The 25,352-nt window shown below is 60.9% G+C and carries 19 protein-coding genes; 4 read left to right on the plus strand and 15 right to left on the minus strand.

Translation table 11 applies throughout. The features are described 5' to 3' along the window. Nucleotides 1-12 precede the first annotated feature (12 nt). A complete protein-coding gene (locus ABDK06_RS09405; RefSeq protein ID WP_394940697.1) occupies nt 13-756 on the minus strand; it encodes a hypothetical protein in 744 nt (247 codons plus the stop codon). 197 nt (nt 757-953) lie between these two features. Between ABDK06_RS09405 and ABDK06_RS09410 the strand changes: the two genes are divergently transcribed. Continuing rightward, complete coding sequence (locus ABDK06_RS09410; RefSeq protein WP_394940698.1) at nt 954-2,693, plus strand: sigma-70 family RNA polymerase sigma factor; 1,740 nt, start codon at nt 954-956, stop codon at nt 2,691-2,693. Between the two features lie 56 nt (nt 2,694-2,749). Here ABDK06_RS09410 and ABDK06_RS09415 read toward each other — a convergent pair whose 3' ends face one another. From ABDK06_RS09415 to ABDK06_RS09430, 4 genes are read right to left on the minus strand one after another with little or no spacing between them, the layout of a single operon-like run. Further along, nucleotides 2,750-3,391 carry a TetR/AcrR family transcriptional regulator gene (locus ABDK06_RS09415; RefSeq protein WP_394940699.1) on the minus strand — a complete coding sequence of 214 codons (642 nt, stop codon included), beginning with the start codon at nt 3,389-3,391 and terminating at the stop codon, nt 2,750-2,752. A gap of 41 nt (nt 3,392-3,432) precedes the next feature. Then, nucleotides 3,433-4,560, minus strand: coding sequence for a Gfo/Idh/MocA family protein (locus ABDK06_RS09420; protein WP_394940700.1), 1,128 nt, complete (start codon nt 4,558-4,560; stop codon nt 3,433-3,435). An 11-nt stretch (nt 4,561-4,571) separates the two neighbouring features. After that, nucleotides 4,572-5,678, minus strand: a complete 1,107-nt coding sequence (locus ABDK06_RS09425; protein WP_394940701.1) for a Gfo/Idh/MocA family protein — start codon at nt 5,676-5,678, stop codon at nt 4,572-4,574. Beyond that, nucleotides 5,675-6,433 carry a sugar phosphate isomerase/epimerase family protein gene (locus tag ABDK06_RS09430; protein ID WP_394940702.1) on the minus strand — a complete coding sequence of 253 codons (759 nt, stop codon included), beginning with the start codon at nt 6,431-6,433 and terminating at the stop codon, nt 5,675-5,677. Before ABDK06_RS09430 ends, ABDK06_RS09425 begins: the two co-directional genes overlap by 4 nt. A 138-nt stretch (nt 6,434-6,571) precedes the next feature. Here ABDK06_RS09430 and ABDK06_RS09435 point away from each other — a divergent pair, with 138 nt between their 5' ends. After that, entirely contained in the window at nt 6,572-7,780 is a 1,209-nt protein-coding gene (locus tag ABDK06_RS09435; RefSeq protein ID WP_394940703.1) for an ROK family transcriptional regulator, read from the plus strand. A gap of 190 nt (nt 7,781-7,970) precedes the next feature. On the opposite strand, the gene ABDK06_RS09440 is transcribed toward ABDK06_RS09435, so the two are convergent. The 3 genes from ABDK06_RS09440 to aceA form a co-directional block, all read right to left on the minus strand. Next, the gene (locus ABDK06_RS09440) at nt 7,971-8,669 is read right to left on the minus strand and encodes a DsbA family oxidoreductase (protein WP_394940704.1); all 699 of its coding nucleotides are present in this window, start codon (nt 8,667-8,669) and stop codon (nt 7,971-7,973) included. Between the two features lie 195 nt (nt 8,670-8,864). Next, complete coding sequence (gene aceB / locus ABDK06_RS09445; protein ID WP_394940705.1) at nt 8,865-10,484, minus strand: malate synthase A; 1,620 nt, start codon at nt 10,482-10,484, stop codon at nt 8,865-8,867. A gap of 312 nt (nt 10,485-10,796) precedes the next feature. Next, nucleotides 10,797-12,107, minus strand: a complete 1,311-nt coding sequence (gene aceA, locus ABDK06_RS09450) for an isocitrate lyase (protein ID WP_394940706.1) — start codon at nt 12,105-12,107, stop codon at nt 10,797-10,799. A 139-nt stretch (nt 12,108-12,246) separates the two neighbouring features. On the opposite strand from aceA, the gene ABDK06_RS09455 reads away from it, so the two are divergent. Then, the gene (locus ABDK06_RS09455) at nt 12,247-13,749 is read left to right on the plus strand and encodes a helix-turn-helix domain-containing protein (RefSeq protein WP_394940707.1); all 1,503 of its coding nucleotides are present in this window, start codon (nt 12,247-12,249) and stop codon (nt 13,747-13,749) included. A 124-nt stretch (nt 13,750-13,873) separates the two neighbouring features. On the opposite strand, the gene ABDK06_RS09460 is transcribed toward ABDK06_RS09455, so the two are convergent. The 7 genes from ABDK06_RS09460 to ABDK06_RS09500 all read right to left on the minus strand — a co-directional run bounded on the left by ABDK06_RS09460 (nt 13,874) and on the right by ABDK06_RS09500 (nt 23,673). Next, nucleotides 13,874-15,076 carry an acyl-CoA dehydrogenase family protein gene (locus ABDK06_RS09460; RefSeq protein WP_394940708.1) on the minus strand — a complete coding sequence of 401 codons (1,203 nt, stop codon included), beginning with the start codon at nt 15,074-15,076 and terminating at the stop codon, nt 13,874-13,876. Between the two features lie 30 nt (nt 15,077-15,106). Then, entirely contained in the window at nt 15,107-16,024 is a 918-nt protein-coding gene (locus tag ABDK06_RS09465; protein WP_394940709.1) for a 3-hydroxyacyl-CoA dehydrogenase NAD-binding domain-containing protein, read from the minus strand. Further along, nucleotides 16,021-16,785 (minus strand): acetoacetate decarboxylase, encoded by a 765-nt coding sequence (locus tag ABDK06_RS09470; protein WP_394940710.1) that lies wholly within the window; start codon nt 16,783-16,785, stop codon nt 16,021-16,023. The genes ABDK06_RS09465 and ABDK06_RS09470 overlap by 4 nt, the downstream gene beginning before the upstream one ends. An 8-nt stretch (nt 16,786-16,793) precedes the next feature. Then, on the minus strand, nt 16,794-17,588 hold the full coding sequence (locus ABDK06_RS09475; protein WP_394940711.1) for a crotonase/enoyl-CoA hydratase family protein: 795 nt from the start codon (nt 17,586-17,588) through the stop codon (nt 16,794-16,796). Beyond that, nucleotides 17,585-18,817, minus strand: coding sequence for a CaiB/BaiF CoA transferase family protein (locus ABDK06_RS09480; protein ID WP_394940712.1), 1,233 nt, complete (start codon nt 18,815-18,817; stop codon nt 17,585-17,587). Before ABDK06_RS09480 ends, ABDK06_RS09475 begins: the two co-directional genes overlap by 4 nt. 193 nt (nt 18,818-19,010) lie before the next feature. Further along, a complete protein-coding gene (locus ABDK06_RS09485) occupies nt 19,011-19,919 on the minus strand; it encodes a LysR family transcriptional regulator (RefSeq protein WP_463401504.1) in 909 nt (302 codons plus the stop codon). 130 nt (nt 19,920-20,049) lie between these two features. After that, nucleotides 20,050-23,673 carry a S8 family serine peptidase gene (locus tag ABDK06_RS09500; RefSeq protein ID WP_394940713.1) on the minus strand — a complete coding sequence of 1,208 codons (3,624 nt, stop codon included), beginning with the start codon at nt 23,671-23,673 and terminating at the stop codon, nt 20,050-20,052. Nucleotides 23,674-23,987: 314 nt separating this feature from the next. On the opposite strand from ABDK06_RS09500, the gene ABDK06_RS09505 reads away from it, so the two are divergent. Next, the gene (locus ABDK06_RS09505) at nt 23,988-25,328 is read left to right on the plus strand and encodes an MFS transporter (protein ID WP_394940714.1); all 1,341 of its coding nucleotides are present in this window, start codon (nt 23,988-23,990) and stop codon (nt 25,326-25,328) included. Nucleotides 25,329-25,352 lie beyond the last annotated feature (24 nt).

The raw sequence follows: 25,352 nt of genomic DNA on the forward strand, positions 1-25,352 counted from the left end.
GTTGTCTCCTGGCTAGCGCTGCATGCTTTTCAGGAGCTGATGGAAATTACGACTCTGCTGAGGCAGCGCCTCGCAAGCAATCGTGGTTTGGAAGTCCCGAAAAGCCTTGGACAGGGTGATCTGAGCCTGGCAGTTGAGTAAGGTGGCGAAAAGAGCCGGGGTTCTGGAAGCCAGCACATAGACCGTCCGACCCTCATGCATCATGGTGGCGTCGATACCGCTGAAACTCTGCAGGAAGATCGATCCCAAGGACGCCAGCTGGGTCCAGCCCAGCGGTACCGTCCCGGTCCGCTGCGGCACCAAGGTGACGGTCGCCAGCAGCATCTGCTCAGAAGTGCTCTGGTCCTTCAGGTCGTACAGGGTCTTGGAGAAGTGTGCTCGGGTGCTCAGACCGGTCGCCGGGTCGGTGCAGGAAATCTGCTCCACGTCTTCGGCTTCGCTGACCCAACCTTCTACGAAAGCCTGAACGACATTGAGGTCGACGTGCTTCATCGAGGCTTTGAAGTAGCAGCGGAAATCGGTGAGGGCTTCAGTGACGCCTACCCCCTGTCGGCAGCGGGCTGCACCCAATGAACGCGCTGATTCTATAAGAGCAGGGTTTCGCCGCCCCAAGCTGGCAATGCACTCCACTTCGGGGGTCCACCAGTCCTGAGGGACTTTCCAATAAGAGCGGCTGCTGAGCGACCGCCATCGTCTGATCAGTCGTCGTGAGAGCATGCCGCTGGGCTTGTGTTCCCGGCGGTTGACGAATTCCATACTTAGATGTGCTCGCTACCGGGCGATCGTGACGGGAAAATCAGAAATTTTTTGGCCAAATGTCCAAGCTTCCTCAAGACCGTGTTCAGCCCTGCAATTTCCGGCCGCCGGGAAGTCGCCGTCGTTTGCCTGAGTGCTGATTGAGAGTCACAATAGAAGGTGCTCGCTTTTTAAGCGAGGAATCAGGACTGAGGATTATGGACACGGAAAGAGGGCATTTTGGTGAGCCTGAGCTTGCTGAAATCGTGGGTGACAGCGAACTCATAGTGCAAGTTCGCGCTGGGGATACCGGTGCGTTCGAAATATTGTTCAAGCGACACCAAGCCGTGGCGCTCGCCGTCGCCCGTAAAAACTCCGATAATTCCTCCGACGCCGAAGACGCTGTCTCGGAAGCCTTCTCTTCAGTTTTTCAGGCCTTGCGTGAAGGCAAAGGCCCGGATTCCTTCTTCAGAGGGTACCTGCTCACCGCAGTGACTCGCATTGCACGGCGCAGAAATATTGCGGCCGGGAAGATCTCCGCCACCGATGACGAACAGGTGCTGGATCGCCCGGTCCAAGCTCAGGACCCGGTGCTCGCCGAGTTCGAGAACGACGCCGTTTCCCAGGCCTTCAAAGCTCTGCCCGAACGCTGGCAGGCTGTGCTCTGGTACCTGGACATCGAGGGAATGAAGCCTGCGGCCGCAGCTCCGCTACTCGGCCTCTCTGCGAACGCGGTCTCCGCCCTGGCGATTCGTGCCCGGGATGGTTTGCGCAAGGAATACCTGCAGAATCACGTCCGCAAGACCCCCGAAGAAGATGCTTGCGCGCCGTACGCTGCTCGCCTGGGCGCATACGCTATGCACACCCTTCGGCGTTCCAGTCGCCAGGAGGTCAAGGAGCACCTTGATACCTGTAGCCGTTGTACCGCTGCTCTGCTTGATTTGAGCGATGTGGGCGCCGCGATGCGAGCTTGGGTATTGCCCGGTGTAGTGGGCTTCGGGATTGCCGAGTGGCTGGCCATTTTCCCGGCGGCCGGCGGTGGCAAGATCGCCCTGGCGTTGCTTCCGGCGAAGAATGCGTGGGACGGAGTGGTCGACCGGGTGCGAGATGCCGGCAATGCCGCAGTTGTTGTGGCGTGCGTCATTCTGGCTTCGGCGGCGGTTGCGACCGCCGCGGTGACCACACAGGGCTTCGGTGCTTGGGGGAAGTCCGATGCTGCTGAGGTGGCGGCCGCACCGCCCGCGGATGCCTCATCGAACAACTCGAATAACGGCTCGAATGGCGCACCGCCGGCTGCGGTAGCGCCCAAGCCCGCCCCGCACAAGTCTTCGCCAGCCGCCCCTCCGAACGTTCCGAACGGTGTGATCCCGCAAGAGGTGCCTTCGGATAATCCTGAGCTGCCCGCAGCGTCGAACCCGACGGGCATCACCCCGGTGGCTCCGCCGACGACGGCTCCTGCTACCTCTCGCCCGACGCCGTCTCCCACCAAGACGACCACGCCGACCAGCCCGCCAACGGCACCTCCCACGACGCCGACGAAACCCCCAACAACGCCACCGACGAAACCGCCCACCACTCCGCCAACAACGCCACCCACTACTCCACCGGTTGTGCCGGTGGTGACGGGTACCGCGACGGGCACCGGCTTGCCAGCTAGCCAGCTGATCAACCTGGAATTCGCCGTTTCAGGGGCTCAGCCCCTGCAGCCCGCTACTTTGACGCTCTCGCTCAACGGTGATGCCGTGATGCAATACGGCCTCTGGTTCCATAAGCCGGACGGCTGGGACTGTTCACTGGACGGATTAGTCGTGACCTGCACCTCGGAGCAACCGGTCCGGGACGATCTGACCTTCAGCGGTTTCATCGAGGTGCTGGGCGTTACCGGATCGGCGACCCTGCACTACGAATATGCCGCCCCGGATGTGACTACCTTCTCAGGGGACTACGTCATCCGCTGAAAAGGTTGAGCGCTCGAAGAGCTGACGCCTTACTGCTGCTGCGCTGCCGACCGCGCTCAGGCCGCCCCGCTGATCAGCTTCATCGGATGACCCCGCTCATCAAATTGAGCGCCCACTCCGGCCTGGATGAAACGAACGGTAGTCTCGATCCGATGTTCGGCCGCGGCCGGATCGCCGGTGCTGCGCGAGGCGCTCGCAGTGAGCGAACCATGAATCAGGTGCGCGAGATCGGCGACATCGCCCGAGGGCAAATAGCCCTGATCGACAGCGCGCTGCAGAATGTCCTGCAAGAGGCTGCTGAGTTCACCGACGTGCACCGAAAGCTTGGCGAAGGAATCCGCGGAGAGCACCGAACGCATCGCTGGTCCAGGTGGCAGATGGCGTTTTGAAAGGTCCTCGATCTGTGCTCGCACATAACAGGCGAGCTGGTCGACGGGATTATCGAGCCTGGCCAATTCACTCTTCAGATCGGAGAGGAAGCGCCCGGTCTCATCCAGTGCATAAGCCACCAGGAGCTGCTCAAGATCTGCGAAATAGTTGTAAATCGCCGTCCTGCCCACTCCGGCCCGGCGAGCCACATCGGTCATGGTGAGTCCGGGCAAGCCGTGACTGAAGAGCAACTCGCCGAAGGCATCCAGTACCTTGCGTTGGGTCAGCTCGCGCTGTTCTGCGTTACTGGAGGCGAGTATCCGAGGCATATAGACACTTTAGTCGATTTTGTCAGCAAATCCGTAGTGCGCTAAACATCCACTCGCAAACCCTGCGCAGCATCGGAGCTTTCGATGGCTTTCAGCACTCTTTGCACTTGCAGACCTTCGGCGAAGGACGGCGAGGGCGCGGTTCCGTTGCTGATGCTTTGCAGGAAATCTCGAATCTGATGGCTGAAGCTATGTTCCCAGCCGATCACATGCCCCGGAGGCCACCAGGCGCTGAGATAGGGATGGCTGGCCTCGGTCACTAGGATCCTCCTGAAGCCTTGCTCTTCCCGGGGTTCGGTGGCATCCAGGAACTCCAGTTCATTGAGCCGTTCCAGGTCAAAGCGCAAAGCGCCTTTCTCGCCATAGATCTCCAACTGCAACGCGTTCTTTCGGCCGGTAGCCATCCGGGTTGCCTCGACGCTCGCCACTGCCCCGGAGGAGAGCTCCAAGGTCGCCCAGATCGCATCGTCCACAGTGACCTTTTCCTGCCCTTCAGGCCCCGGGCGGGATGGTACGAAGGTTCTCATGCGAGCTGATGCGCTGCGCACTTCGTCGTTCGTCACGAACTGCAGCAGATCAACGGCATGGCTCGCGATATCGCCTAAGGCGCCGGAGCCAGCGGTTTCCTTCCGAAGCCGCCAGGACATCTCGGCACTCGGATCGCTCAGCCAATCCTGTAGATAGGCCACACGGACCTGGCGGATTTCTCCGACCCTGCCGGTTGCCACCAATTCCTTGGCCAGCACCAGGGCCGGGATCCGGCGATAGTTGAAGCCCAGCATTGAGCGAATGCCTCGTGCTTCAGCGGCTCTGGCCGCGGCTGCCATTTCTTCGGCTTCGGCGAGGGAATTAGCCAGCGGTTTTTCCAGCAGCACATGTTTTCCGGCGGCCAGGGCGGCAATCGCTATTTCTGCGTGTGTCCATCCCGGTGTGCAAATATCGACGATTTGAATATCGTCGCGCTCCAAGACCGTGCGCCAATCGGTGGCGCTCTGCTGCCAGCCGTAGCGCTCCGCGGCAGCCTGGGCTGCCGCTGCATCCCGGCCGACCAATAACTTCTGCTCGTAGCCCGGCACCTCGAAGGAGGCCGCTACGCTGCGCCAGGCCGCGGAGTGGGCCTTACCCATGAAGGCGTAGCCGATGATGGCCACTCCCAGATTGCTGTTCATCTTCGTTCCTCCTACTGCTCCGCCAGGGTCTGCGCGAATGGATCCCAGGCCTCGCTGAGCGCTTCGGTTTTCGGCGCAGTTGAACTCAGGCTCACGAACTCATTGCGTTCTACGGACTCGGCGATGGAAACCATGGCATCCACCACGTGATAGGCCTGCTCGCCGCTTGCCCGGTGGGGTACCTCGGCGCGGATGGATCGAGCCATATCGAGCACGCCCAGGCCTCTGCCCGCGGTGGTTCCCTTGCTCGGCACAGTGGTCCAGTCTTCGGAGCCGATGGCGCAGATCTTGAGGTCGCCGTCGAAGTTATTCGGATCCGGAAGGGCGATGGTTGCTTCGGTGCCGGTGATCTCCACGAAGCCCATCCGCGGCTTGGGGGAGTCGAAGCTGAAAATGCTCTGTGCCGTGCCGCCGTCGGTGAACTGCAGCAGGGCGCCGACCTGGGTGGGCACTTCCACCGGGAAGCTCTCTCCGGCTTTCGGGCCGGAGCCGATCACCCGATGCTGCTGTGCTTTGCCGCCCAGAGCGGCCACCCGCTCGATGGAACCGAAGCTCTGAATCAGAGCAGTGAGGTAATAAGGCCCCATATCGAAGAGAGGCCCGGCGCCCTGCTGGAAGAGGAATGCCGGGTTAGGGTGCCAGGATTCCGGTCCCGGGCTCTGGAAGAGCGTGAGTGCGCTGAGCGGCTGCCCGATATCCCCTCTTTCGATCATCCGGCGCGCGGTCTGCAGGCCGGCTCCGAGGAAGGTATCAGGGGCGCAGCCCAAGCGGCGATCAGCGGTCCGGGCGGCTTCGAGGAGCCCTAGGCCGCTTTCCCGGTCGAGCGAGAAGGGCTTTTCGCTCCAGACGTGCTTACCGGCGGCCAAGGCGGCGGTGGCGACTTCTACGTGCGCCGCAGGAATGGTCAGATTGACCACAATCTCGACGTCGGGATGATTCAGAGCCAGTTCCACTCCGCCGTGGTTCTCCACTTCGAATTCCGCAGCACGCTCTGCTGCGGCCGACTCGAAGAGATCCGCCACCACATGGACTTTGAGATCGGGGAAAGCCGTCAGATTACTCAGGTATTGTTTGCTGATGACGCCCGCGCCGATGATTGCTACGCCGACCGGCGTCATGAGTCCTTCCTCAGATAGCTCAGGCTCTGCGCCAGGCCGTCGAAGATATCGCCCCGGAAATCATCGAATTCCATCACCGCGTACTGGAGCGCAGGAACGGCCGCCAAAACCTCCGGAATATTCATCTTGCCCTGGCCCACGGGCAACTGGTCGAGGGGCTCAGTGGTCAACGGTCCATCCTTGAGGTGCACAAACTTCACCCGATCGCCGAGCCGTTGCAGCAGGGCGGCCGGATTCTTCCCGGAGATAGCTGCCCAGTAGGTATCCACTTCGAGGAGCACCTCATCGTTGAGCAGTCCGGCGAACAGTTCGAGGGCGGTGGTTCCTTCGAACTCAGTGCCCACTTCCCACCAGTGATTGTGGTAGCCGACGCTCAGCCCGTACTCGGCTGCGCGCGCTGCCGCACTGTTCAGCGCGGCAGCGGTCTGCTCGATATCAGCCCGGGATGTCCAGCGATCCTCCGGGATGAAGGGCTCGATCACGGTGCTCATCCCCAAGGTGCGAGCCGCCGAGAAGATCTCGTCCTGATCAGCGCTCAGCAGCGGAGCGTGGCCGGTGGGGGCGGTCAGCTGGTGAGCAGCCAGGGCTTCCGCGAGGGGGGCTGCCGAAGCGACGAAGTTAAAGGGCTCGATCGATCGAAAACCCAGGTCGGCGATCTTGGCGATGGTGCCGGCCAGGTCCTCCTCGAGTTCTCTCCGGACGGTGTACAGCTGGACGGACAACTGCTCTATGGGAAGTTGGAATGACTGGCTCAACGCTTGCTCCTCGGTGTTCAAAGGGGTTCTCCTCTTTGTCTCAACTTTAGTTTACTTTTGCTGAAAGTAAAACAAAAGTGAGGGCAAAACCATCATTAGTAGTGGCATCGCCAATATTTTCGTGCTATCACTGATTGCATGGCTCCGTTGCAACTCAGTCTCCCGGCAACCCCTTCTAATGCTGTTGGGAGCTTGACTCGAGCGGGCGAACTCTTTCAAGTGTTCCGCGATGGGCAGGCCCGGACCAGGGCGGAACTGGTGGAGATGACTGGCTTGTCGCGATCTACAGTTGCCGCGCGACTTGACGCCTTGACCGCGATTGGTCTGATCGGCTCTGCGGGTGAAGCCTCATCCTCTGGTGGTCGGCCCGCCTCGCGAATTGCTTTTCAGCCCAGTTCGCGGGTTATTCTGGCGGTAGATTTGGGGGCTACTCATATCTTGGTGGGGCTCACCGACCTCAGCGGCCAGCTCATCGACCAGTGCTGGACGACAGCGGATATCTCGCAGGGCCCCGAAGCGGTTCTGGACTTGGTGATTGAACAGGGCAATCAGCTGCTGAAAGATTCGGGTCGTGAAGCCACCGAACTTGCCGGGATCGGGATCGGGTTGCCCGCTCCGGTTGAGCACAGCACGGGCCGACCGGCGAATCCGCCGATTATGCCCGGCTGGGATGGTTTCGATGTCCCCGGGTATATCCAGCGCAGCTTTGCCGCTCAGGTTCTGGTGGACAATGACGTGAACATCATGGCTTTGGGCGAGCGTGCGGTCTTCTGGCCGGAAGCGAATGATCTGCTCTTCGTAAAAGTCGCCACCGGGATCGGTTCCGGCTTGATCTGTGGCGGCTTATTGCAGCGCGGGGCGGACGGCACCGCCGGGGATCTGGGCCATGTGCAAGTGCCTCGCGGTATGGGTGTCTTCTGCCGCTGTGGCAATGAAGGCTGCCTGGAGGCGATTGCCTCCGGCCCAGCGTTGGCTCGGGAGCTCTCTGCAGCAGGGCTGGCGGCGAGCGGCAGCGAAGGCGTGGTCAATCTGGTCAGGGCGGGCAATGTTCAGGCGATTCAGGCAATTCGCCAAGCAGGCAGGGATGTTGGCGACGTGTTGGCGACCTGCGTCAATCTGCTGAACCCGCGAGTGATCGTTATTGGCGGCGCGCTTTCACTGGCGGGGGAACACTTGCTCGCCGGTGTTCGAGAGGTGGTTTATAGCCGATCATTGCCGCTGGCCACCTCACGGCTGCAGATCGTTCAGTCGAGAGCAGGAGCGGAAGCCGGGGTCTTGGGGGCGAGCCGCATGGTCAGCGATCATGTCTTGTCCGCGGCTCGGATTGATGCCGAATTGATTGCTTAAGGCGATAAATCTACGCTTTTTGTCTCAAATAGCGTAGCCAGCGGATCTTTTGATTGACTAGCAACATAAGTTCCTCTATCTTTGATGAAACAGGGAGGGGTTCTGAATTCAGACCTCATCCTGTGAACACTTCGTTGCGGAGAGCTCTGTCCCCCAATCTGAGCTCTCCGCAACGATTTTAAGTTCTTCTTCAGATCGCGCAGCCATCCGGCCCGCAGGCCGCAGCGGAATTCTCACCGTTCATCAGCAGCGGTCGGCTCTCCGCCCAGGCCTCCTTGAGGGTCTGGCTGAACACCTCGGTGGCCTGAGCTCCGGAGATCCCGTATTTACGGTCGATGACAAAGAACGGCACCCCTTGGATGCCCAGGGAACGGGCTTCTGCAATGTCCTCGTCCACCTCGCCTTCGAACTCGCGTTCACGCAATACTTCGCGAGTTCTCTCGGAGTCCAGGCCGAGTTCGACGGCGACCGACACCAGGGTGTCAAGGTCGCCGATATCGCCGCCCTCTTCGAAGTGCAGTTTGAGCAGTCGCTCTTTGGCGGCGTCCTGCTGATCATGCAGCGCGGCGAAATGAATCAACTCGTGTCCGAGATGGCTATTCGCCACTCTCAGGGCGTCGAAGTCATAACGCAACCCCTCAGCAGCCGCCTGAGTCGTGACGTGCTGGAACATCTGGGCGACGCTTTCGGCTGGCATTCCCTTGCGCTGTGAGAGGTAGTCCAGCTCGGTACCTTCGTAGTGCTCCGGAATGCTGGGGTCCAGTTGGAAACTCTTCCAGGAGACCTCGACTTGATCGCGTTGCGGGAACTCAGCCAGAGCTGATTCGAAGCGGCGCTTTCCGATGTAGCACCAAGGGCAGGCGATATCCGACCAGATTTCAATTTTCACCTTGTGGACAACCTCGTACTGAGCCGGTACATTCCCGGTTGATCGCTCGGAGGCCGCAGTTGAAAACCACGTGGTGATGCCCCAACCAGATGGTGGTTGGGGCATCACCACGTTCAATGACCAATCCAGCTGACCCGGATCTCGGGCTGTCTGAGGCAATGACGGCGTCGGATGGTCAAGTTCTGGACGAACTGGCTAGGCCGCGCTTCGGGCCAGGCTCGGTTCGTTGGCTTCATGCAGGAACCGGGCATAGGCCGGGACGGTCAAGAAGGTCGGGAAAGCTTCACCCAGGGCGACTTCCTCGAAGATCTCGCGAGCGTCGTCAAAACGGTCGTCCTGGTGCCGGGGCAGCCGTTCGAACTCCTGATTAGTCAGTTCCCGCACCCATTCCTCGGTCACCACTTCGCCCTGATCGGTGATCGCCTCCGCATAGATCCATTGCCAGAGCTGGGAGCGGGAGATCTCGGCGGTGGCGGCGTCTTCCATCAGGTTATTGATCGCTGCCGCGCCATTTCCTCGCAACCAGGACTCGATGTAGCGGATGCCGACCTCGATATTGTTCCGGATGCCGGTCTCGGTGATGTTGCCCTGGGTGCTGGAGATGTTCAGTAGCGCCTTGTCATCCGGGGTGACGTCTGCACGTTGCTTGTCCAATTGGTTCGGGCGTTCGCCGAGCACTCGATCAAAAACCTCCAGGGCCACCGGGACCAGATCGGGGTGGGCAACCCAGGAACCGTCAAAGCCGTCTTCGGCTTCCCGGGTTTTATCCGCGCGCACCTTCTCCAGCGCGATGGCATTGGCCTCAGGATCTCGTCGACTGGGGATGAAGGCGGCCATGCCGCCGATTGCCATCGCCCCACGGCGGTGGCAGGCCCGGACCAACTGCTCCGTATAGGCCCGCATGAAGGGGGCCGTCATGGTGATCTGGTTTCGATCCGGCAGCACGAAACGCGGCCCCCGGGTACGGAAGTTCTTGATCACCGAGAACAGGTAGTCCCAGCGGCCGGCGTTCAGCCCGGAGGCGTGATCCCGCAGTTCGTAGAGGATTTCCTCCATTTCGAAGGCCGCGGTGATGGTTTCGATCAGTACGGTGGCCCGGATGGTGCCCTGCGGGATGCCCAGTAGATCCTGAGCCAGGATAAACAAATCATTCCAGAGCCTGGCTTCCAGGTGGTTCTCGATCTTCGGCAGGTAGAAATACGGGCCTTTGCCTTGATCGATGAGTCGCTGCGCATTGTGGAAGAAGTACAGGCCGAAATCCACCACACCGCCCGCGAGGGGCTGATTGTCGACCAGCAAGTGCTTCTCCGGCAGGTGCCAGCCGCGAGGGCGCACCACGATGGTGGGGGTGCTCTCACCCAGTGTGTACTCCTTGCCCTCCGGGGAAGTGAAGTCGATGCGGCGTTCCAGGGCATCGATCAGGTTGAGCTGGCCCTGGATCACGTTCTGCCAGCTGGGGGTGGAGGAGTCCTCCATATCCGCCAGCCAGACCTTGGCTCCCGAATTGAGCGCGTTGATGGTCATCTTGCGGTCCACCGGTCCGGTGATCTCGACCCGGCGGTCCTCCAAGCCGGGAGCCGGGGGAGCCACCCGCCAGTTGGGATCTTCACGAATCTCTGAGGTTTCCCGTAGGAAGCGCGGGTCGACGCCGTTGCCGATCTGCTGCCGTCGGTCTTGCCGTGCCTTGAGCAGTTCTTGACGGCGGCCGTAACTGGCCCGGTGCAGGGCGGAGATGAAGGCCAAGGCCTCGGGGGTGAGAATCTCCTCCTGCCGGTCGATCGGTGGAGCAGTAATGGTGATCTCTTGGGAAGTCATAATGTGTCCTTTGTGCGTACAGTCTGCCGAGGGTCAATATCGATGGGGGAGGCAGTCTCGCCCGCTTCGCGCCACCTGTTCGTTTGCTGCATTGGGAATGCCACGGAATAAGGCGTAGCGGTAGGGTTCCCTGAGGCGAGCGGAGCGAGTTTCGAGGGTGCCGCCTGAGCCGCGCCCGAGCCTACCCTGACTGCCTCCCCCTTTGTATGGCGGAAGCAGCCGGGGCGTGACTCGGAATACCACGGAATAAGGCGTGGGCGGCAGGGTTCCCTGAGCTGAGCTGAGCGAAGCTGAAGGGGACCGCCCGCGCCATTAATGGAATTGCTGAGCTTCGGTTGAACCGGCCAGGGCGAGGGTGCTGCCGCTGGGGTTCAGCGCGGTGGCGACCAGGTCGAAGTAGCCGGTGCCGACTTCGCGCTGGTGCTTGGTTGCAGTGTAGCCGCGGTCTTCGGAACCGAACTCCTTCTCCTGCAACTCGACGTAGGCGCTCATTCCCTTGCGGGCGTAGCCGTGTGCCAGATCGAACATCGAGTAGTTGAGGGCGTGGAAACCGGCCAGGGTGATGAACTGGAACTTGAAGCCCATCGCACCGAGTTCGCGCTGGAACTTGGCGATCGTGGCGTCGTCCAGGTGCTTCTTCCAGTTGAACGACGGCGAGCAGTTGTAGGCCAGCATCTGGTCCGGGAACTCACTGCGCACGGCCTCCGAGAACTTCTTCGCCAACTCCAGATCAGGGGTGCCGGTCTCCATCCAGATCAGATCCGCGTACGGCGCGTAGGCCTTGGCCCGGGCGATGCAGGGCTCAATGCCGTTGCGTACCTTGTAAAAACCTTCCGGGGTGCGCTCGCCGGTGGTGAACTCCTGATCGCGCTCATCGACGTCGGAGGTGATCAGCGTGGCTGCTTCGGCATCCGTGCGGGCGATGATCACCGAGGGGACCCCCGCAACATCGGCGGCGAGCCGAGCGGCGTTGAGCGTGCGAATGTGCTGCTGGGTGGGAATCAGCACCTTGCCGCCGAGGTGTCCGCACTTCTTCTCCGAGGCCAGTTGGTCCTCCCAGTGCACGCCGGAGGCGCCAGCCTGGATCATCGACTTCATCAGCTCGTAGGCGTTGAGCGGTCCGCCGAAGCCGGCTTCGGCGTCGGCGACGATCGGCACCAGCCAGTCCTCGACGGACTGCTTGCCTTCGGAGAATTCGATCTGATCGGCGCGCAGCAGCGCGTTATTGATCCGGCGGACTACTGTGGGTACCGAGTTGACCGGGTAGAGCGACTGGTCCGGGTAGGTGTTGCCCGAGGTGTTCGCATCGGCGGCCACCTGCCAGCCTGAGAGGTAGATGGCCTTCAGCCCGGCTTTGACCTGCTGCACGGCCTGGTTCCCGGTCAGTGCGCCCAGGGTGTTGGTGTACTCCTCCGGGCCGGCGTTACGCAATTGATCCCAGAGCTTCTCCGAGCCGCGGCGGGCCAGCGTGGCCTCTTCCTGGACCCGTCCGGAGAGCTTGACGACGTCGGCTGCCGAGTAATCCCGCTGCACGCCATCCCAGCGGGGATTGGCAGCCCATTCCAATTCGAGTTGGTTGGCCAGCTCCAGCGTCTCTGCTGATTTCTGAGTGTTCTCCGACATGTCCTGCTCCTTGAGTATTAACCCGGCAAAAGCTAAAGCCGGGAGGAACTTCTTCGTAAAACCCACTTTTCTCGCTTTTCAAGGACCTTTCTAGAAAAAAATCTGGAAAGATTTGCATTTCTTGACGTAGAGTCAAGAAATGACGAGTTCAAGCTGGCAAAAGCCGGATCAGAGCGCGGTGCAGTCGGAATCGGAGGACAAGATCGACCTGATCAGCCTCGGTCGCAGGGTCCGACACCTGCGAAAAGGCGCCCAACTGACCCTCGACGATCTGGCGGAAAAGATCAATTCCTCGCCGTCCGCCGTGAGCCTGATTGAAAACGGCAAACGGGAACCCAAGCTAGGGCTGCTACAGGCAATGGCCAAAGCCTTGGGCGTGAGCATCGAGCAGCTGTTGGGAGCCGAGCCGCCGAGCCGCAGAGCGGCCCTGGAGATTGAGCTGGAACGAGCGCAGCGCAGCGCGCTGTATGAGTCTCTCGGCTTGCCCAGGGTGCGGGTCTCGTCTCGTTTGTCGATGGACGCCCTGGAGGCTTTGGTGGGTTTGCAGGCCGAGCTGGAACGGCGGCTCAATGAGCAGATCGCCACCCCGGAGGAAGCCCGGCGGGCGAATACCGCGCTGCGCTTGCAGATGCGGGAGCGGAACAACTACTTCGCGGAGTACGAAGCCGAAGCGGCCAAAGTGCTCGCCGGCGTCGGCTACACCGGCGGACCGCTCTCTCAGCATGTGATCGCCGATATCGCCAGCCACCTCGGCTTCACCCTGCACCACGTCAGCGATCTGCCGCATTCCACTCGTTCGGTGACCGACTTGAAGAATCGGCGGATCTACCTGACCCAGTCCGGGCGCAGCGAGCATGATCCTCGGTCTGTGCTGCTGCAAGCCCTGGGGCACTATGTGCTGGATCATCACCCGCCCACCAACTACGGTGAATTCCTCTCTCAGCGGGTGGCAACGAATTACTTCGCCGCAGCGCTCTTGCTGCCGCAGAAGCAGACCGTGGAGTTCCTGCAGCGCGCCAAGGCGGCCAAGGAAATCGCCGTCGAGGACCTTCGTGACGCTTTCGCCGTCTCTTATGAGACCGCTGCTCATCGCTTCACCAACCTGGCCACCGAGCATCTGGGCATCCTGACGCACTTCCAGAAAGTGCACGAGAGCGGGATCGTCTACAAGGCCTATGAGAACGACGGCGTGACCTTCCCAACCGATCACACCGGAGCGATCGAGGGTCAGCCGATCTGCAAGTACTGGACCTCGCGAGAGGTCTTCGACGTGAGCGATAAGTTCAGCGCCTATAACCAGTACACCGATACTCCTGCGGGCACCTATTGGTGCACCGCCCGGACCGAGCGTTCCAGCGGGGGAGAGTTCTCACTGAGCATCGGGGTTCCTTACGCGCACGTGAAGTGGTTCCGGGGCCGGGACACCCAGGAGCGCTCGAAATCGCGTTGCCCCGATGAGACCTGTTGCAAGCGGCCACCCGCCGAACTGGCGAGTGCTTGGAGCGGCAATGCCTGGCCGAGCGCAAGGGCACACTCCCACTTACTGGCCGCTATGCCACCGGGGGTTTTCCCGGGCGTCGACGAGACCGAGGTCTACAGCTTCCTGGCCGCTCACGCTGCTGAGGACGGAGTGGTCCCCTGATCAGAAGACGAAGACCTCCTGGACTCCTGCGCAGCTCGCAGGAGTCCAGGAGGTCTTCGTCGCAAGGGCCTAGATGAAGGCGCTGATGCCGGTGATGTTCTTGCCGACGATCAGGGTGTTCATCTCACGTGAACCTTCGAAGGAGTAGATCGCCTCGGCGTNTCAGGGTGTTCATCTCACGTGAACCTTCGAAGGAGTAGATCGCCTCGGCGTCGGAGAACAGCTTGGCGATCTCGTACTCCAGCACAATGCCGTTCCCGCCGAAGAGCTCGCGGCCGAAGGCCACGGTTTCGCGCATCTTCGAGGTGCAGTAAGCCTTCGCCAGTGCGGCCTGTTCAGGGGTGTCGCGGAGTTCCTCGCTCAACTGGGCCAAGCGGGTTACCATGCCGAACATCGCGGAGATATTGCCCAGCATTTTGACCAGCAGGTCCTGAATCATTTGGAAAGAAGCGATCGGCTTACCGAACTGAACCCGGGTGGTCGCGTAGTCGCGGGCCAGTTCATAGGCCCGAATGGAGACGCCCAACGCCTGCCAGGCGACGCCGCCGCGAGTAGCGCGCAGCACCTCTGCGGTATCTCGGAAGCTATTGATGTTCTGCAGGCGATTCGCCTCCGGAACCCGGACCTTTTCGAAGGTCAGATCGGCGTTCTGCACGGTGCGCAGCGCGATCTTGCCTTCGATCTTGGCGGAGCTGAATCCCGGGGTGCCCTTTTCCACCACGAAGCCCTTGACCTGATCATCGGCCTCATCGCGGGCCCAGACGACCACCAGATCAGCGAAAGTACCATTGCCGATCCAGCGCTTGGCGCCATTGAGAACCCACTCATCGCCTTCTCGGCGGGCCGTGGTGCGCATTCCGCCGGAGACGTCGGAACCACCTTCAGGCTCGGTGAGCGCGAAGGCGCCGATCTTCTTCCAGGCGATCATATCGGGCAGCCAGCGCTGGCGCTGCTCCTCATTGCCGCCACCGTAGATGGAACCCATCGCCAACCCGGTGTGCACGCCGGAGAAGACCGCGAGCGAGGGATCCATTCGGTTCAACTCGATGCCCAGGAAGCCAGTCATCATGGCGCTGCGTTTCCGCCCGGAGGAGGCGAAGCCCGGGAACTGGCCATCTGCCAGGTTCAGGCCCTTCGCCTCGGCCAAGGCGGCGAATTTCTCGATCACCTCGAAGGGGAACTCCGTCTTATCCCAAGCTTCTTTGGCGAGGGGTTTAATCTCCTCGGTGAGGTATTCGCGGATCTCGGCGAGCTCGGTGCGTTCCTCATCGGTGAGCAATTCTTCGAAGCCGAAGTAGTCGGGATTGCTGTTTGCTGGCTTTGCCATCTTTTTCACACTTTCTTGGATCGTTAAAATTTAGTTATTGACAGCTTGATTGACCGCTAGCTGTCTGCGATCACGTGCCTCGGCGAGTCGCCGGTAGGCTTCGGGGCCGGCACCGTAGGTGCTTTCGACGTCGGTGATCAGGCGTTCCACATCGGCCTCGGTCACTCCGGAGTCGTCGTCGGTGAGATTGCCGCCCAGGTGCGCGAACATATGCCGGATCCCGCCGGGGCCGCCACCCAGGTGATAGCTTTCGAAGGGTCCGATGGTCGCCCAACGAGCACCGAGTGAGGCTTTCATCGCGGTGTCCAGCTCTTCGACCGAGACCACCCCTTGCAGCACTAGGCTGAAGGCCTCTTTGAGCACCACAGCTTGCAGTCGATTGGCCACGAAACCCTGGATCTCCTTGTGCTCACGAACCGGGATTTTGCCCAGCTCACGATAGAACTCAATAGCACTCAGAGTGGAGCTTTCTACGGTGCGCTCGCCGGGTACGATTTCGACCAGCGGCATCAGCTGCGGAGGATTGAAGGGGTGAGCGATCAACATTCTGGCGGCGGCCGCGTCGTCGAGTTTTTCGGCGATCAGGGTGGCCACGATGCCCGAGCTCGATGAGGTCAGCAAGGCATGAGCCGGAGCGGCGGAGGCGATCTCGACGAACAGCTGCTGCTTGAACTCCAGGCGTTCCGGACCGTTCTCCTGCACCAGATCGGCTTCCGCGACGGCTTCCTCCAAGCTGTTGGAGACCGTGACCCGGGCGAGCAGCTCTTCGGCTGTGCTGCCCAAGGTTTTGGCGAGCTCCGGCATCGAGTCACGAACCACCTCGGCCACGTCCGGGCGTGGATCGCTCACCGTGACGCTGAGACCCGCCTTGGCGAACAAAGCCATCCAGGAAAGCCCGATCGTGCCGGCTCCTACGACGGCGACTCGACGGATGCTGTCGCTGTTCATTTCCTTGCTCCTTCGGTTGCCTTGGCTTCGGCGAGGTAGTCGTAGACAGGTACCGACTGGGCCAGGGTCAGATCCGTATTGATATGACTCGCGGAGACGATCTCCAACACCGGGAGATCGGCCAGCGGCGCCAGCACGTGCTGGAACAGTTGCAGACGAGCTGGCCCGGTATAGGCCTCTTTCACCGTGATGTCGCTGATCTCGGTGCGTACCAACTTGGCTGAGAGCTGCTGGCCGTCCAGATCGGTGACAATTTTGAGCATGAAGGTCGGTGCCGTGATCTGGGCCTTCGCCTCTTCGAAGTCCAGAGGATAGAACTTGTACCCCATGGTGGCGGTCGCGACGCGCACCGAACCGTAGTCCAGGGTACCCAGCAGAGCGCCGTTATCCACGGTCAGTGCGGGCTGGCCCATCACCTTGGGATAGGCGCTGATCTCACGGCCCGCCGCCGTCGCGGCGAAGTTATCCAGGTACATGGCGTGCAGGTATTCACCCTTTTCGCCGTCATAGGAAACCTGGATCGCCTGCCCGGCTTCGACATAGGGTCCGTAGGCGGTGGAGTCACCCATTTTCATCACTTCAAAGCGGACCAGCGGTTCATCGATTTCCAGCGGCTCCGGAACTATGGCCCGCAGGGCCTCAGCATCCGTGCGATAGACGATGTTCAGATACTCACGGTTGGTGAACCGAGAGCCGACCGCTGGGTAGGCTGGGCTGCTCAGCGGGGTGGTGATGCTGCGACGGATATCTTCGATTTTCATGATTACTCTTACTTTCCGCTCCATTGGGGTGCCCGACGTTCAGTGAAGGCTTTGATGCCCTCTGCGACGTCGGAGGACTTCATCAGTTTGTGGATTTCCGCGGCCTGCGCCGTGAAGGCCTCAGGCTCTGAGGCCGCATCAGCAATTCTGGTCACCGCTTTGACCGCGGCCAGGGCAAGCGGGGCGTTCTGCGTCAACACTGATGCCAGTTCCAGGGCCTCGGCCAGGGCCTGCCCATTCGCGCTGACCCGGTTGGCCAGTCCTAGTTCCTGGGCCCGGGCAGCATCGATACTGGAACCGGTCAGCAGCATCTCCATCGCCAGATGATGAGGAATCCGCTTGGGCAAGCGGATCACGCCCCCGCCGCCAGCGATCAAGCCGCGGGTCACTTCGGGCAGGCCCAGGGTGGCGCCTTCGGCCGCGACGATCAGATCGCAATTCAAGGCCAGTTCCAAGCCGCCACCGAGCGCGTAGCCTTCAATGGCCGCGATCAGTGGTTTGCTGGATTCGGCTTCGACGAAGCCCGCGAAGCCCTTTCCGGCTACGCTGACGTTTTCTCCCGCCGCCGCGGCCCGGAGGTCCATCCCGGCGCAGAAGGTGCCCTCGGCTCCGGTTAGTACGCCGACCCGCAGCTCGCTGTCGCTTTCCAGCTGATCGAGTGCTGCGGCCAGGCCCAGGGCTACCTCAGCATTGATTGCATTTCGTGCTTTGGGCCGATTGATGGTGATGACCAAGGCATTGCCGACGATTTCGGTGAGTACCGCTGCTGCTCTCGGCTCCAGATTTTCTGCTGAATTGCTCATGCTAGGCTGCCTGCCATTTCTGTGTTCTGATCGGCTGATGATTTCGTTGCCAGTTCGGCGAGCACTTCTTCGGTATCGGCGCCGGGTAGCGGGGCGTGCCTGCGAATCGAGGGCGGCGTCGCGGAGAACTGCATGGGTACCCCGATCATCCGGATTTTCCCTTCGCTCGGATGCTCTGCGACGTCGAGCAGATGGCCGTCCCGGACGTAATCATCGTCCATCGCCTCATCGAGCCGCAGCACCGGTCCGAAGGGAATGCTCTTGCTGAGGCAGATCTCTGCCCACTCCTCGGTGGTGCGCAAGGGGATGACATCGTCCAGCAGCGCCGAGAGTTCGTTGCCGTCGGCGCGGACGTCGATGAACTCGTTGTTCACCCGGGGGTCTTCGGCGAGATCGGGGCGGCCCGCCGCGACGAACAGATCCCGGAAGTTCTGCGGTCCGTAGGGGATCACCATCACCAAGCCACCGTCTTTCGTGGGCCGGGCATAGTGGCCCTTCATCAGCGAGTTCGGGAAGCCCGTCTGGCTCTTTGCCGGCACAAAGGCTTGTCCCTGCAAATGCTCGACCAGGTTGAAGGCGAGCATGGTGTCCGTCATCGGGACCTCGACTTTTTGGCCCTGTCCGGTTTTCTGCTGATGGACCAGAGCGGCCATGGCACTGTAGACCATGGTGAGCGCGGAGACCTTATCGGCCAAGATAGTGGGCAGCACGGCTGGCTTCTGGATATCCGCGGCACGCTGTGCGATGTCCAGCAGGCCGGAGGCCGCCTGGACGGTTTCATCGTAGGCGGCTAAGCCTGCGCGGTCGGAATCCGGTCGGAAGCCCTGGGCGTGTACGTAGATCAGCTGCGGGAACTTTGCGCTCAGAGTCTCGTAATCCATCCCCAGGCGGCGCAGCGCGTCAATGCGCATATTGGAGATCAGGATGTCGGCCGAGCCGATCAGTTTCATGGCCGCGGCGTGGCCCTCTTCAGACTTGAGATTCAGGGCGACGCTGCGCTTATTCCGGTTGACGTTGAGGTGCAGGGCGGACATGCCCGGGGTGTTTGCGAAGAGGCCGGCGCGAATGGTGTCGTTGGGGGATTCGATCTTGATCACGTCTGCGCCGAGGTCACCGAGGACCTGAGCTGCATAAGGCCCCATCACCACGGTTGCCATATCGATGACCCGAATGCCAGCGAGCGGGCCGTTATTGGTGCTGGAAAGTGTGGCGAGATTCTGCTCTGTCATTGCTGCGTTCCTTACAGTTAGCTGCATCGAATAAGTGATTCGAAGATGATGAGTCGTAAGTCAGTGGCTCGTTTTCAACACTAGTTCGCTGAGGCAACCAATATCCAGCTAGTTCTGACACCAATGGGCGGATGCTTTTGTGACCACAGCGGTCACAATCAAAATCCCTGGATTTCCGGGGAATTCAGCGGTTCTATTCGGGTTCAGAGCGGAAAAAGTCGCGCAGCAAAGCAATCAGTTCGTGAAGGTCGGCGTGTTCTTCCGCACGGTCAGTGCGCCAGATGATCCCGGTGGCAAGCTCCGGGTTGAAATCGTCGAACGGCAGGGCGACGACCTCAGCGCCGTTCACTGAGGTGCTCGAAAGGTCTTGATCCAGCAGTGTCAGCGAGAAAGCGTCTCCATTGGAGACCACTTCAGCCGGGCTGGCAAAATCTCCTGTGCTGAGAGTGGCTCGCTTATGCACTCCGGCGGCGGACATCCGCACTTCGAGCTGATCATAATAGGTCGGCTGGGTACCTTTTGCGGTCCTGATATAGGTGAAATCGGCCAATTCTGTCAATGACACTGATTCACGGCCGACGAACTGGTGCGCGGGCAACACTGCTCCGAGCTTCTCCCGAAAGACTTCCTGGGCTGTTACCCCTGGTAATTGGGCGGGTAAATGCACCAGTGCGAAAGCAAGTTTGCGCTGGTGCACCGCGGTGAGCAGCTCGCGGCTGCCAGCCGGCCAACGAATGAGTTGGTAGCGCTCAGCCAATTGCGCGCTGAACTCGATCAATTTTCCGCGCAGCAAGGGGTGCAGCCAGGGGGCCAAACCTATCGAGTAGCTGAGTCTTTCAGGTGCTGACGCCTTGCTCAGCTTCAGCGGGATGTCATCGAAATCGCGAAGCACTTCCTGGGCGAGCGGCAGCAAGGCGCTGCCGCTCGAACTCAGGCTGACACTGCGAGAATCCCGATCGAAAAGCACGGTGCCGAGTTCACGCTCTAGATCGCGTATCCGCTGGCTGAGCGGGGAGGTCGCCATGTGCAGGTCACGGGCGGCTCGGGAGAAACTCAGGTGTTCCGCAACCGCTACAAAATATCGCAAGTGAAAGATCTCCATCACCGCACAGCGTATCGCCCCTTGCTGTGCCTGCGCGCTCGTGAAGTTCTCCGGCGGTCGTGCAAAAACCTGCCCACAATGCAGGAGGGGTGCAAGCCTTCAGGCCTGCACCCCTCCTTAGCTCACTCGACTACCACTTAGGCCAAGCTTTGACCTGTAGCTGCGCGGAAGCGCTCTTTCCGCTCGCATCGGTGAGTTTCAGGGTGTGCTTACCCACGCTCAGCGACTTCGGCAACTTGACCAAGATGATCGCATTGCCTCGCGAATCAGCTTTACCGGAAGCCAGCGTCGCACCGTTCTCAGCGGTCACCTTGATCACCGAATGAGGCGAGAATTTCTGCCCGATCGCGATGGTGAAGGTGTTCTGCAAGACCGTCTGGGGAGCCAGATAGGCGCTTGCGGCCACCGGGTTGCTCGCCTTGATTGGAACGATCTCGGCCTTCTTGCCGCCGTCCCCGGTAGCGCTCAAATCACCGGTTGCATTGTGGAAGTGCAGGAACAGCGCCTTGGCGGTGGTGTTCCCCGGCGCCCGGTGGGCGTTGAGTCCGTTATCAGCGCGATCGAAGAACAGCGTGCTCGCGCTGCCGTCTTCGAACCAAAGTGCCGGGTTCACCGGATCGTACTTCACCGGAGCGGTCTGATCGACCGGTACCAGATCGCCGTCCTTCTCCTTGTAAATGGAGTAGGTGGTGACTGTGTAGGTGAAAGGAGCCGACTTGGAGCCATCGATGCCCAGCAGCGAAGCGGGAACCGAAAGCTTCATCACATTGCTGTCCATGGTGTTGGAATCCACGGATCCGTCAACGCCATTGAGCGGCAGGTTCCCGAGTACCTGAGTCGAACCATTCGGCAGGTACTTCGAGATGATCACCAAGGGCAGGTCAAGACCTGTCGCAGTGCCGGTGCGCAACTGGAAGTCATTGACGCCGTCATTATTGGTATCGATATCGACGTAGACCGGCATGAACTTGGTCAAGGCCGCCCAGTTGCCCCAGGTAGAGATGCCGAAAGCGATTTCGCCGTCCTTCGGGTCAGCACCCAGATCCGCCAAGGCTGGAATCGTGGAGGAGACACCGACATTCTGCAGATCCACCGCGCGCATCGCCAGATTCTCCTGGGCATCGGGAGCGGCGCTCTCATCGAGCTTCTCGATCCGGGGGCTCTGGGTCTGCAATTCGAAGGGAGAAACCAGGCTGTTGTAGCTATTGGCATCCAGGCCACCGAGTCGCAGTTCACGACCGGTCAAGGAGACCGGCGCCTTGACCCCGGTGCCGAAGTTCAGCGCCTTGCCCGCCGTCATGGCGGAGGTGGGCTTGGGAGCGGCGTACACCGGAACCCGCAAGCTCGCAGCATTGGCGCTGGAGAGCTCGACCCGGCCGGAGGCCTCGGCGATGAACTGCCGCGGGGTATCCAGCTGAGCTGCGTCCATGGTCGGGTCCAAGGTCTTGCGCAAGGCCTTCGGATCAGCGATCTTCAGTGTCACGTTGAAGGTCGCGCTCCGACCGCTCGGCACGTTCACCGAAGGAGTCACCACGTATTCAACCCCCGGAATGGTGGTTGCCGGCAGATACTTCACAGCATAGTTGCGGCTCGGTCCGCCGATGCTCTTGACCGTGACGGACTTCGTGATGCTCAGCGGCTTATCAGCCAGTTCGAGAACACCGAAGTTGAGGCTGGTCAGTTCAGGGTCGTCAGTGGCGTAGGCTAGCGCATTCGTGGTGGTCGCATTGAGCGCGTCCACCCGGCCGGAGCCAACCCGGTTCGGGCCGAAGGCGAATTGACCCTTGAACAAGTCATGCGTTGCGGTATTCATCACAATGGACTTCACCTGCAGTGCAGAGAGCTTGGTCTGTGCCATCACCAGGGCGGCGATACCGGCCACATGAGGGGTCGCCATCGAGGTGCCGCTCTTGACGTTCGCGCCGTTGCCGGTGCCAACGCCAGCCGAGCCGATCGAGGTACCCGGAGCTGCTACGTCAGGCTTGACGATGCCGTTCGAGCCGTGAACGCCACGTGAAGAGCTGGTGTTCAGCGTGTCCAGGGCGTTCGTATCGCCTCCTGCGGTGCCGCGGTAAGCGGACTTCAGCTGAAGCTGAAGGGTTCCGGCCTGGGCCGCTGGGCGAAGCTGCTCGGAATAGGTCTTGGTGAACTGAACACCGGGGATTCCAGCGTTGCCGGCAATACCGGCGGCGAAGACATCCAGAGCGGAGTCGAACACCACACCCTTTGCTCCGGCTGCTTGCGCGTTGTTGTAACGTGCCGCGGAGCCGCACTTGCGGGTGGCGTCATTGTCGTCCCAACTCAGCCAGACCCACTTGCCAGCCACTCGGGTGGCGTCCTCAGCGGAGAAGGCGGCGCAGCCATCGGCATTGCTACCGCTCGGGCCGGTCACCACGGTGCCGGTGAGCTGGGCCGCGGTCACCGAAGCGGCTGAGTAATCGAAGCTGGAGGAGTACTGGCCAGCGGCTTGCCCCGCGGTGGGAGCGAGCACATCGATCCGGTCCAGAGCACTCTGCGAGCCGACCGAGTTAGCTACCGTCAGAGAGGTCTTGGCGTTTCCAGGGGAGCCGCCGATATCGTAGAAATCACCGGCGTTGCCGGAAGCCACCACGGAGAGCACACCGGTCTTGGTGAGCTCGTTGATGACGTCGTTCTCCGGGTCGTCGGTGGGGGTGTAGTCGGATCCCAGGGACATATTGACGATGTCCGCACGGTCGCTGAAGTTGCCGTCACCATTGGGGTCGAGCACCTTGTCCAGGGCGTCGATCACCAGGTTGGTGCTACCCAGGCAGCCGAACACCCGGAAGGAGTACAGTCCGGCTTCCGGCGCTGAGCCGGGGCCGATGCGCAGGCCATTGACCTGGTTGCTGGTCAGATCCGAGTACTTCGGGTTGCCATTTTCACCTGAGGTGAAGGTCGAACCATCTTCGTTGACTCCATAGCCCGCTGCGGTGCCCGCAACGTGGGTGCCGTGTCCGCCAGCAACGCAGTCCAGCGGGTTGCTGTCCGGGTGCGGGATCGGCTGGTAGCTGGGGTCATTGGGATTGGCGTTGTAGTCGTCGCCCGCCAGGTCGTAACCGCCCAGGAACTTCTTGGGATCATAGGTGCCCGGGACCAGGGTGGCCGAGGCGCCTGCGGTCTTATAAGCCTCGGCGGTACCGGGACCGCCGAAATCGGTGTGCGTGTAGTCCAGTCCGCTGTCGACCACGGCGATTTTGATGCCCTTGCCGGTTTGGCCGGTCTGCGCCCAGGTATTCAAGGCGCGGGTGTCGACGTCGGTTGATTTGTTGTCCGGGATGCTCTTCGGCACGATCGGCGTGATCTTTACGACGTCGGTGCGCTTGGCTAGGTCTCGGATCGCCGAGGCATCACCATTGATGGCGACGCCGGGAAGGGCGTTGGTCGTGGTGTAGAGCTTCTTCGCGGAGGCTTCTTGCGTCACGGATTGAGCTGTCTGCTCAATGGTCTTGCGGATCTGCTGCACCGCAGAGCTGGCATTGACCGGTGCACTCGACTTCTGCTTCACGGCCTGAGGCTGAGTGGCCGCGAAGGCGCCCTGGCCGGAGAGCTGAACATAGACCGAAACAGGGCCCTTGGCAGTCGCCAGGTTTCCGCTGATTTTGTCCGCCGGAACGGTTACTGTGCTATTAGCATCATTGGCCGGATTTTTGGGTGCTTCTGTGGCCTGAGCTTGAAGCCCAGTGCCGCACAGAAGGGCGATGCCGGTGAGGCCAGCCACAGCGACTGTTCTCACACGCCTTTTTGAGGCAAGGGTCATCTTCTTCCTTCACAACGGAGTCCGGCCGGATCACCGGCTCGGACGGATACCTGCTCTCGGATGCCAGCGTCGTGGCGGCATAACTCAAAGAGAACGGCCCTGCTGGGTCGTTGTGACAAACCTTACGTGACTATGGTCATACTGTGAATGGGCTGTCTTCAATTCATAGGAACAAGTTTGAGCAGCTGCTCAATTTCTGTTTTTGAGCTTGTCTTTGTGACATTTTGCGACACCGAGGTAGGCGGAATAGCCTCGAATCGAAAAGCAACACAACGAAATGGAGATCACCGATGGCGTTGGCACATGACCCAGAGCGCGAGGCACTCAAAGCCCGTTCAGTGGTCGGGAATATCCTCAGAGGCTCTGCGGGCAACATGGTTGAGTGGTACGACTTCTACTCTTTCACCGTCTTCGCCTCCTATTTCGGCCATGTCTTCTTCGCCAGCGGCTCGGAGGACCGGGACACCCTTGGGGTGCTCGGCATCTTCGCTGCGAGTTTCATCATGCGCCCGGTCGGCAGCTGGTTCTTCGGCCGCTATGCGGATCGGAATGGGCGCAGAGCAGCACTGACCCTGAGTGTGATTCTGATGGCGGGAGGTTCGCTGCTCATCGCGGTCTCGCCCGGCGTCGCGCAGATCGGCATCGGGGCCACGGTGATACTTTTCCTGGCTCGGCTGCTACAGGGTTTCTCGGTGGGCGGGGAGTACGGCACCAGTGCGACCTATATGTCCGAAATGGCCACCCGGAACCGGCGGGGTTTCTTCTCCAGCTTCCAATACGTCACCCTGGTGAGCGGTCAGGTACTCGCGCTGGTCGTGCAGATCATCCTGCAGCTGATCCTCTCCCAGGAGGCGCTGCGCGAATGGGGCTGGCGGATTCCTTTTATCATCGGCGCCCTCGCCGCGGTCACCGTGATGTGGATCCGACGCGGAATGATCGAATCGGTTCCGCAATCGCAGTTGGATGCGGCGCGGAACGCCAAAGCAGGTGAAGCCGCTCCAGGGACTTTCCGATTGCTGTCAAAGCACTGGAAGCCCTTCCTCGTAGTGATCGGCCTGACCATGGGCGGCACCGTGGCGTTCTACACCTTCACCTCCTATATGCAGATCCTGATGAACGGCACCATCAAGGACAAACCCACCGTGACCTGGGTGAATTTCTTCGCTCTGCTGATCTTCATGCTTTTGCAGCCGCTGGCCGGGGCACTCTCCGACCGGATCGGCCGCAAACCTCTGCTGCTCTGGTTCGGTATCGGCGGCGTGCTGCTGACCTGGCCGATTATGAGCGCGCTCAGCGGAACCAGCAATCCTTGGCTCTCCTTCCTGCTGATGATGTCGGCGCTCTTGATCGTGCTCGGTTACACCTCGATCAACGCCCTGGTGAAGTCGGAGATCTTCCCACGGGAGATCCGGGCTCTCGGTGTCGGCTTGGGCTATGGCATCGCCAACGCGATTTTCGGCGGTACCGCCCCGTATATCGGGAAGGCGCTGCACGAGGCCAAAGCTGATGGTGTCTTCTTCAGCTACGTCACGGTCTGCATCGCCATCTCCCTGGCCGTCTATGTCTGGGCCTTCCGCAATAAAGGGCCAACTCAGCTGGATCGCGAAGAGGGGCACGCTTTCGAGAAGTAGCTTTGGAACTCCAGGGCTGGTTTC

The sequence above is a fragment of the Psychromicrobium ferritrahens genome (assembly GCF_043789415.1).
Taxonomy (GTDB): domain Bacteria; phylum Actinomycetota; class Actinomycetes; order Actinomycetales; family Micrococcaceae; genus Renibacterium.

What these genes read in the sequence shown, in the direction of transcription:
- ABDK06_RS09475 (WP_394940711.1), bottom strand. Translation starts at nt 17,588, where the DNA reads ATGAGCAATTCAGCAGAAAATCTGGAGCCGAGAGCAGCAGCGGTACTC.
- ABDK06_RS09465 (WP_394940709.1), bottom strand. Translation starts at nt 16,024, where the DNA reads ATGAACAGCGACAGCATCCGTCGAGTCGCCGTCGTAGGAGCCGGCACG.
- aceB (WP_394940705.1), bottom strand. Translation starts at nt 10,484, where the DNA reads ATGACTTCCCAAGAGATCACCATTACTGCTCCACCGATCGACCGGCAG.
- ABDK06_RS09420 (WP_394940700.1), bottom strand. Translation starts at nt 4,560, where the DNA reads ATGAACAGCAATCTGGGAGTGGCCATCATCGGCTACGCCTTCATGGGT.
- aceA (WP_394940706.1), bottom strand. Translation starts at nt 12,107, where the DNA reads ATGTCGGAGAACACTCAGAAATCAGCAGAGACGCTGGAGCTGGCCAAC.
- ABDK06_RS09470 (WP_394940710.1), bottom strand. Translation starts at nt 16,785, where the DNA reads ATGAAAATCGAAGATATCCGTCGCAGCATCACCACCCCGCTGAGCAGC.
- ABDK06_RS09425 (WP_394940701.1), bottom strand. Translation starts at nt 5,678, where the DNA reads ATGACGCCGGTCGGCGTAGCAATCATCGGCGCGGGCGTCATCAGCAAA.
- ABDK06_RS09480 (WP_394940712.1), bottom strand. Translation starts at nt 18,817, where the DNA reads ATGACAGAGCAGAATCTCGCCACACTTTCCAGCACCAATAACGGCCCG.
- ABDK06_RS09415 (WP_394940699.1), bottom strand. Translation starts at nt 3,391, where the DNA reads ATGCCTCGGATACTCGCCTCCAGTAACGCAGAACAGCGCGAGCTGACC.
- ABDK06_RS09485 (WP_463401504.1), bottom strand. Translation starts at nt 19,919, where the DNA reads ATGGAGATCTTTCACTTGCGATATTTTGTAGCGGTTGCGGAACACCTG.
- ABDK06_RS09455 (WP_394940707.1), top strand. Translation starts at nt 12,247, where the DNA reads ATGACGAGTTCAAGCTGGCAAAAGCCGGATCAGAGCGCGGTGCAGTCG.
- ABDK06_RS09435 (WP_394940703.1), top strand. Translation starts at nt 6,572, where the DNA reads ATGGCTCCGTTGCAACTCAGTCTCCCGGCAACCCCTTCTAATGCTGTT.
- ABDK06_RS09410 (WP_394940698.1), top strand. Translation starts at nt 954, where the DNA reads ATGGACACGGAAAGAGGGCATTTTGGTGAGCCTGAGCTTGCTGAAATC.
- ABDK06_RS09505 (WP_394940714.1), top strand. Translation starts at nt 23,988, where the DNA reads ATGGCGTTGGCACATGACCCAGAGCGCGAGGCACTCAAAGCCCGTTCA.
- ABDK06_RS09405 (WP_394940697.1), bottom strand. Translation starts at nt 756, where the DNA reads ATGGAATTCGTCAACCGCCGGGAACACAAGCCCAGCGGCATGCTCTCA.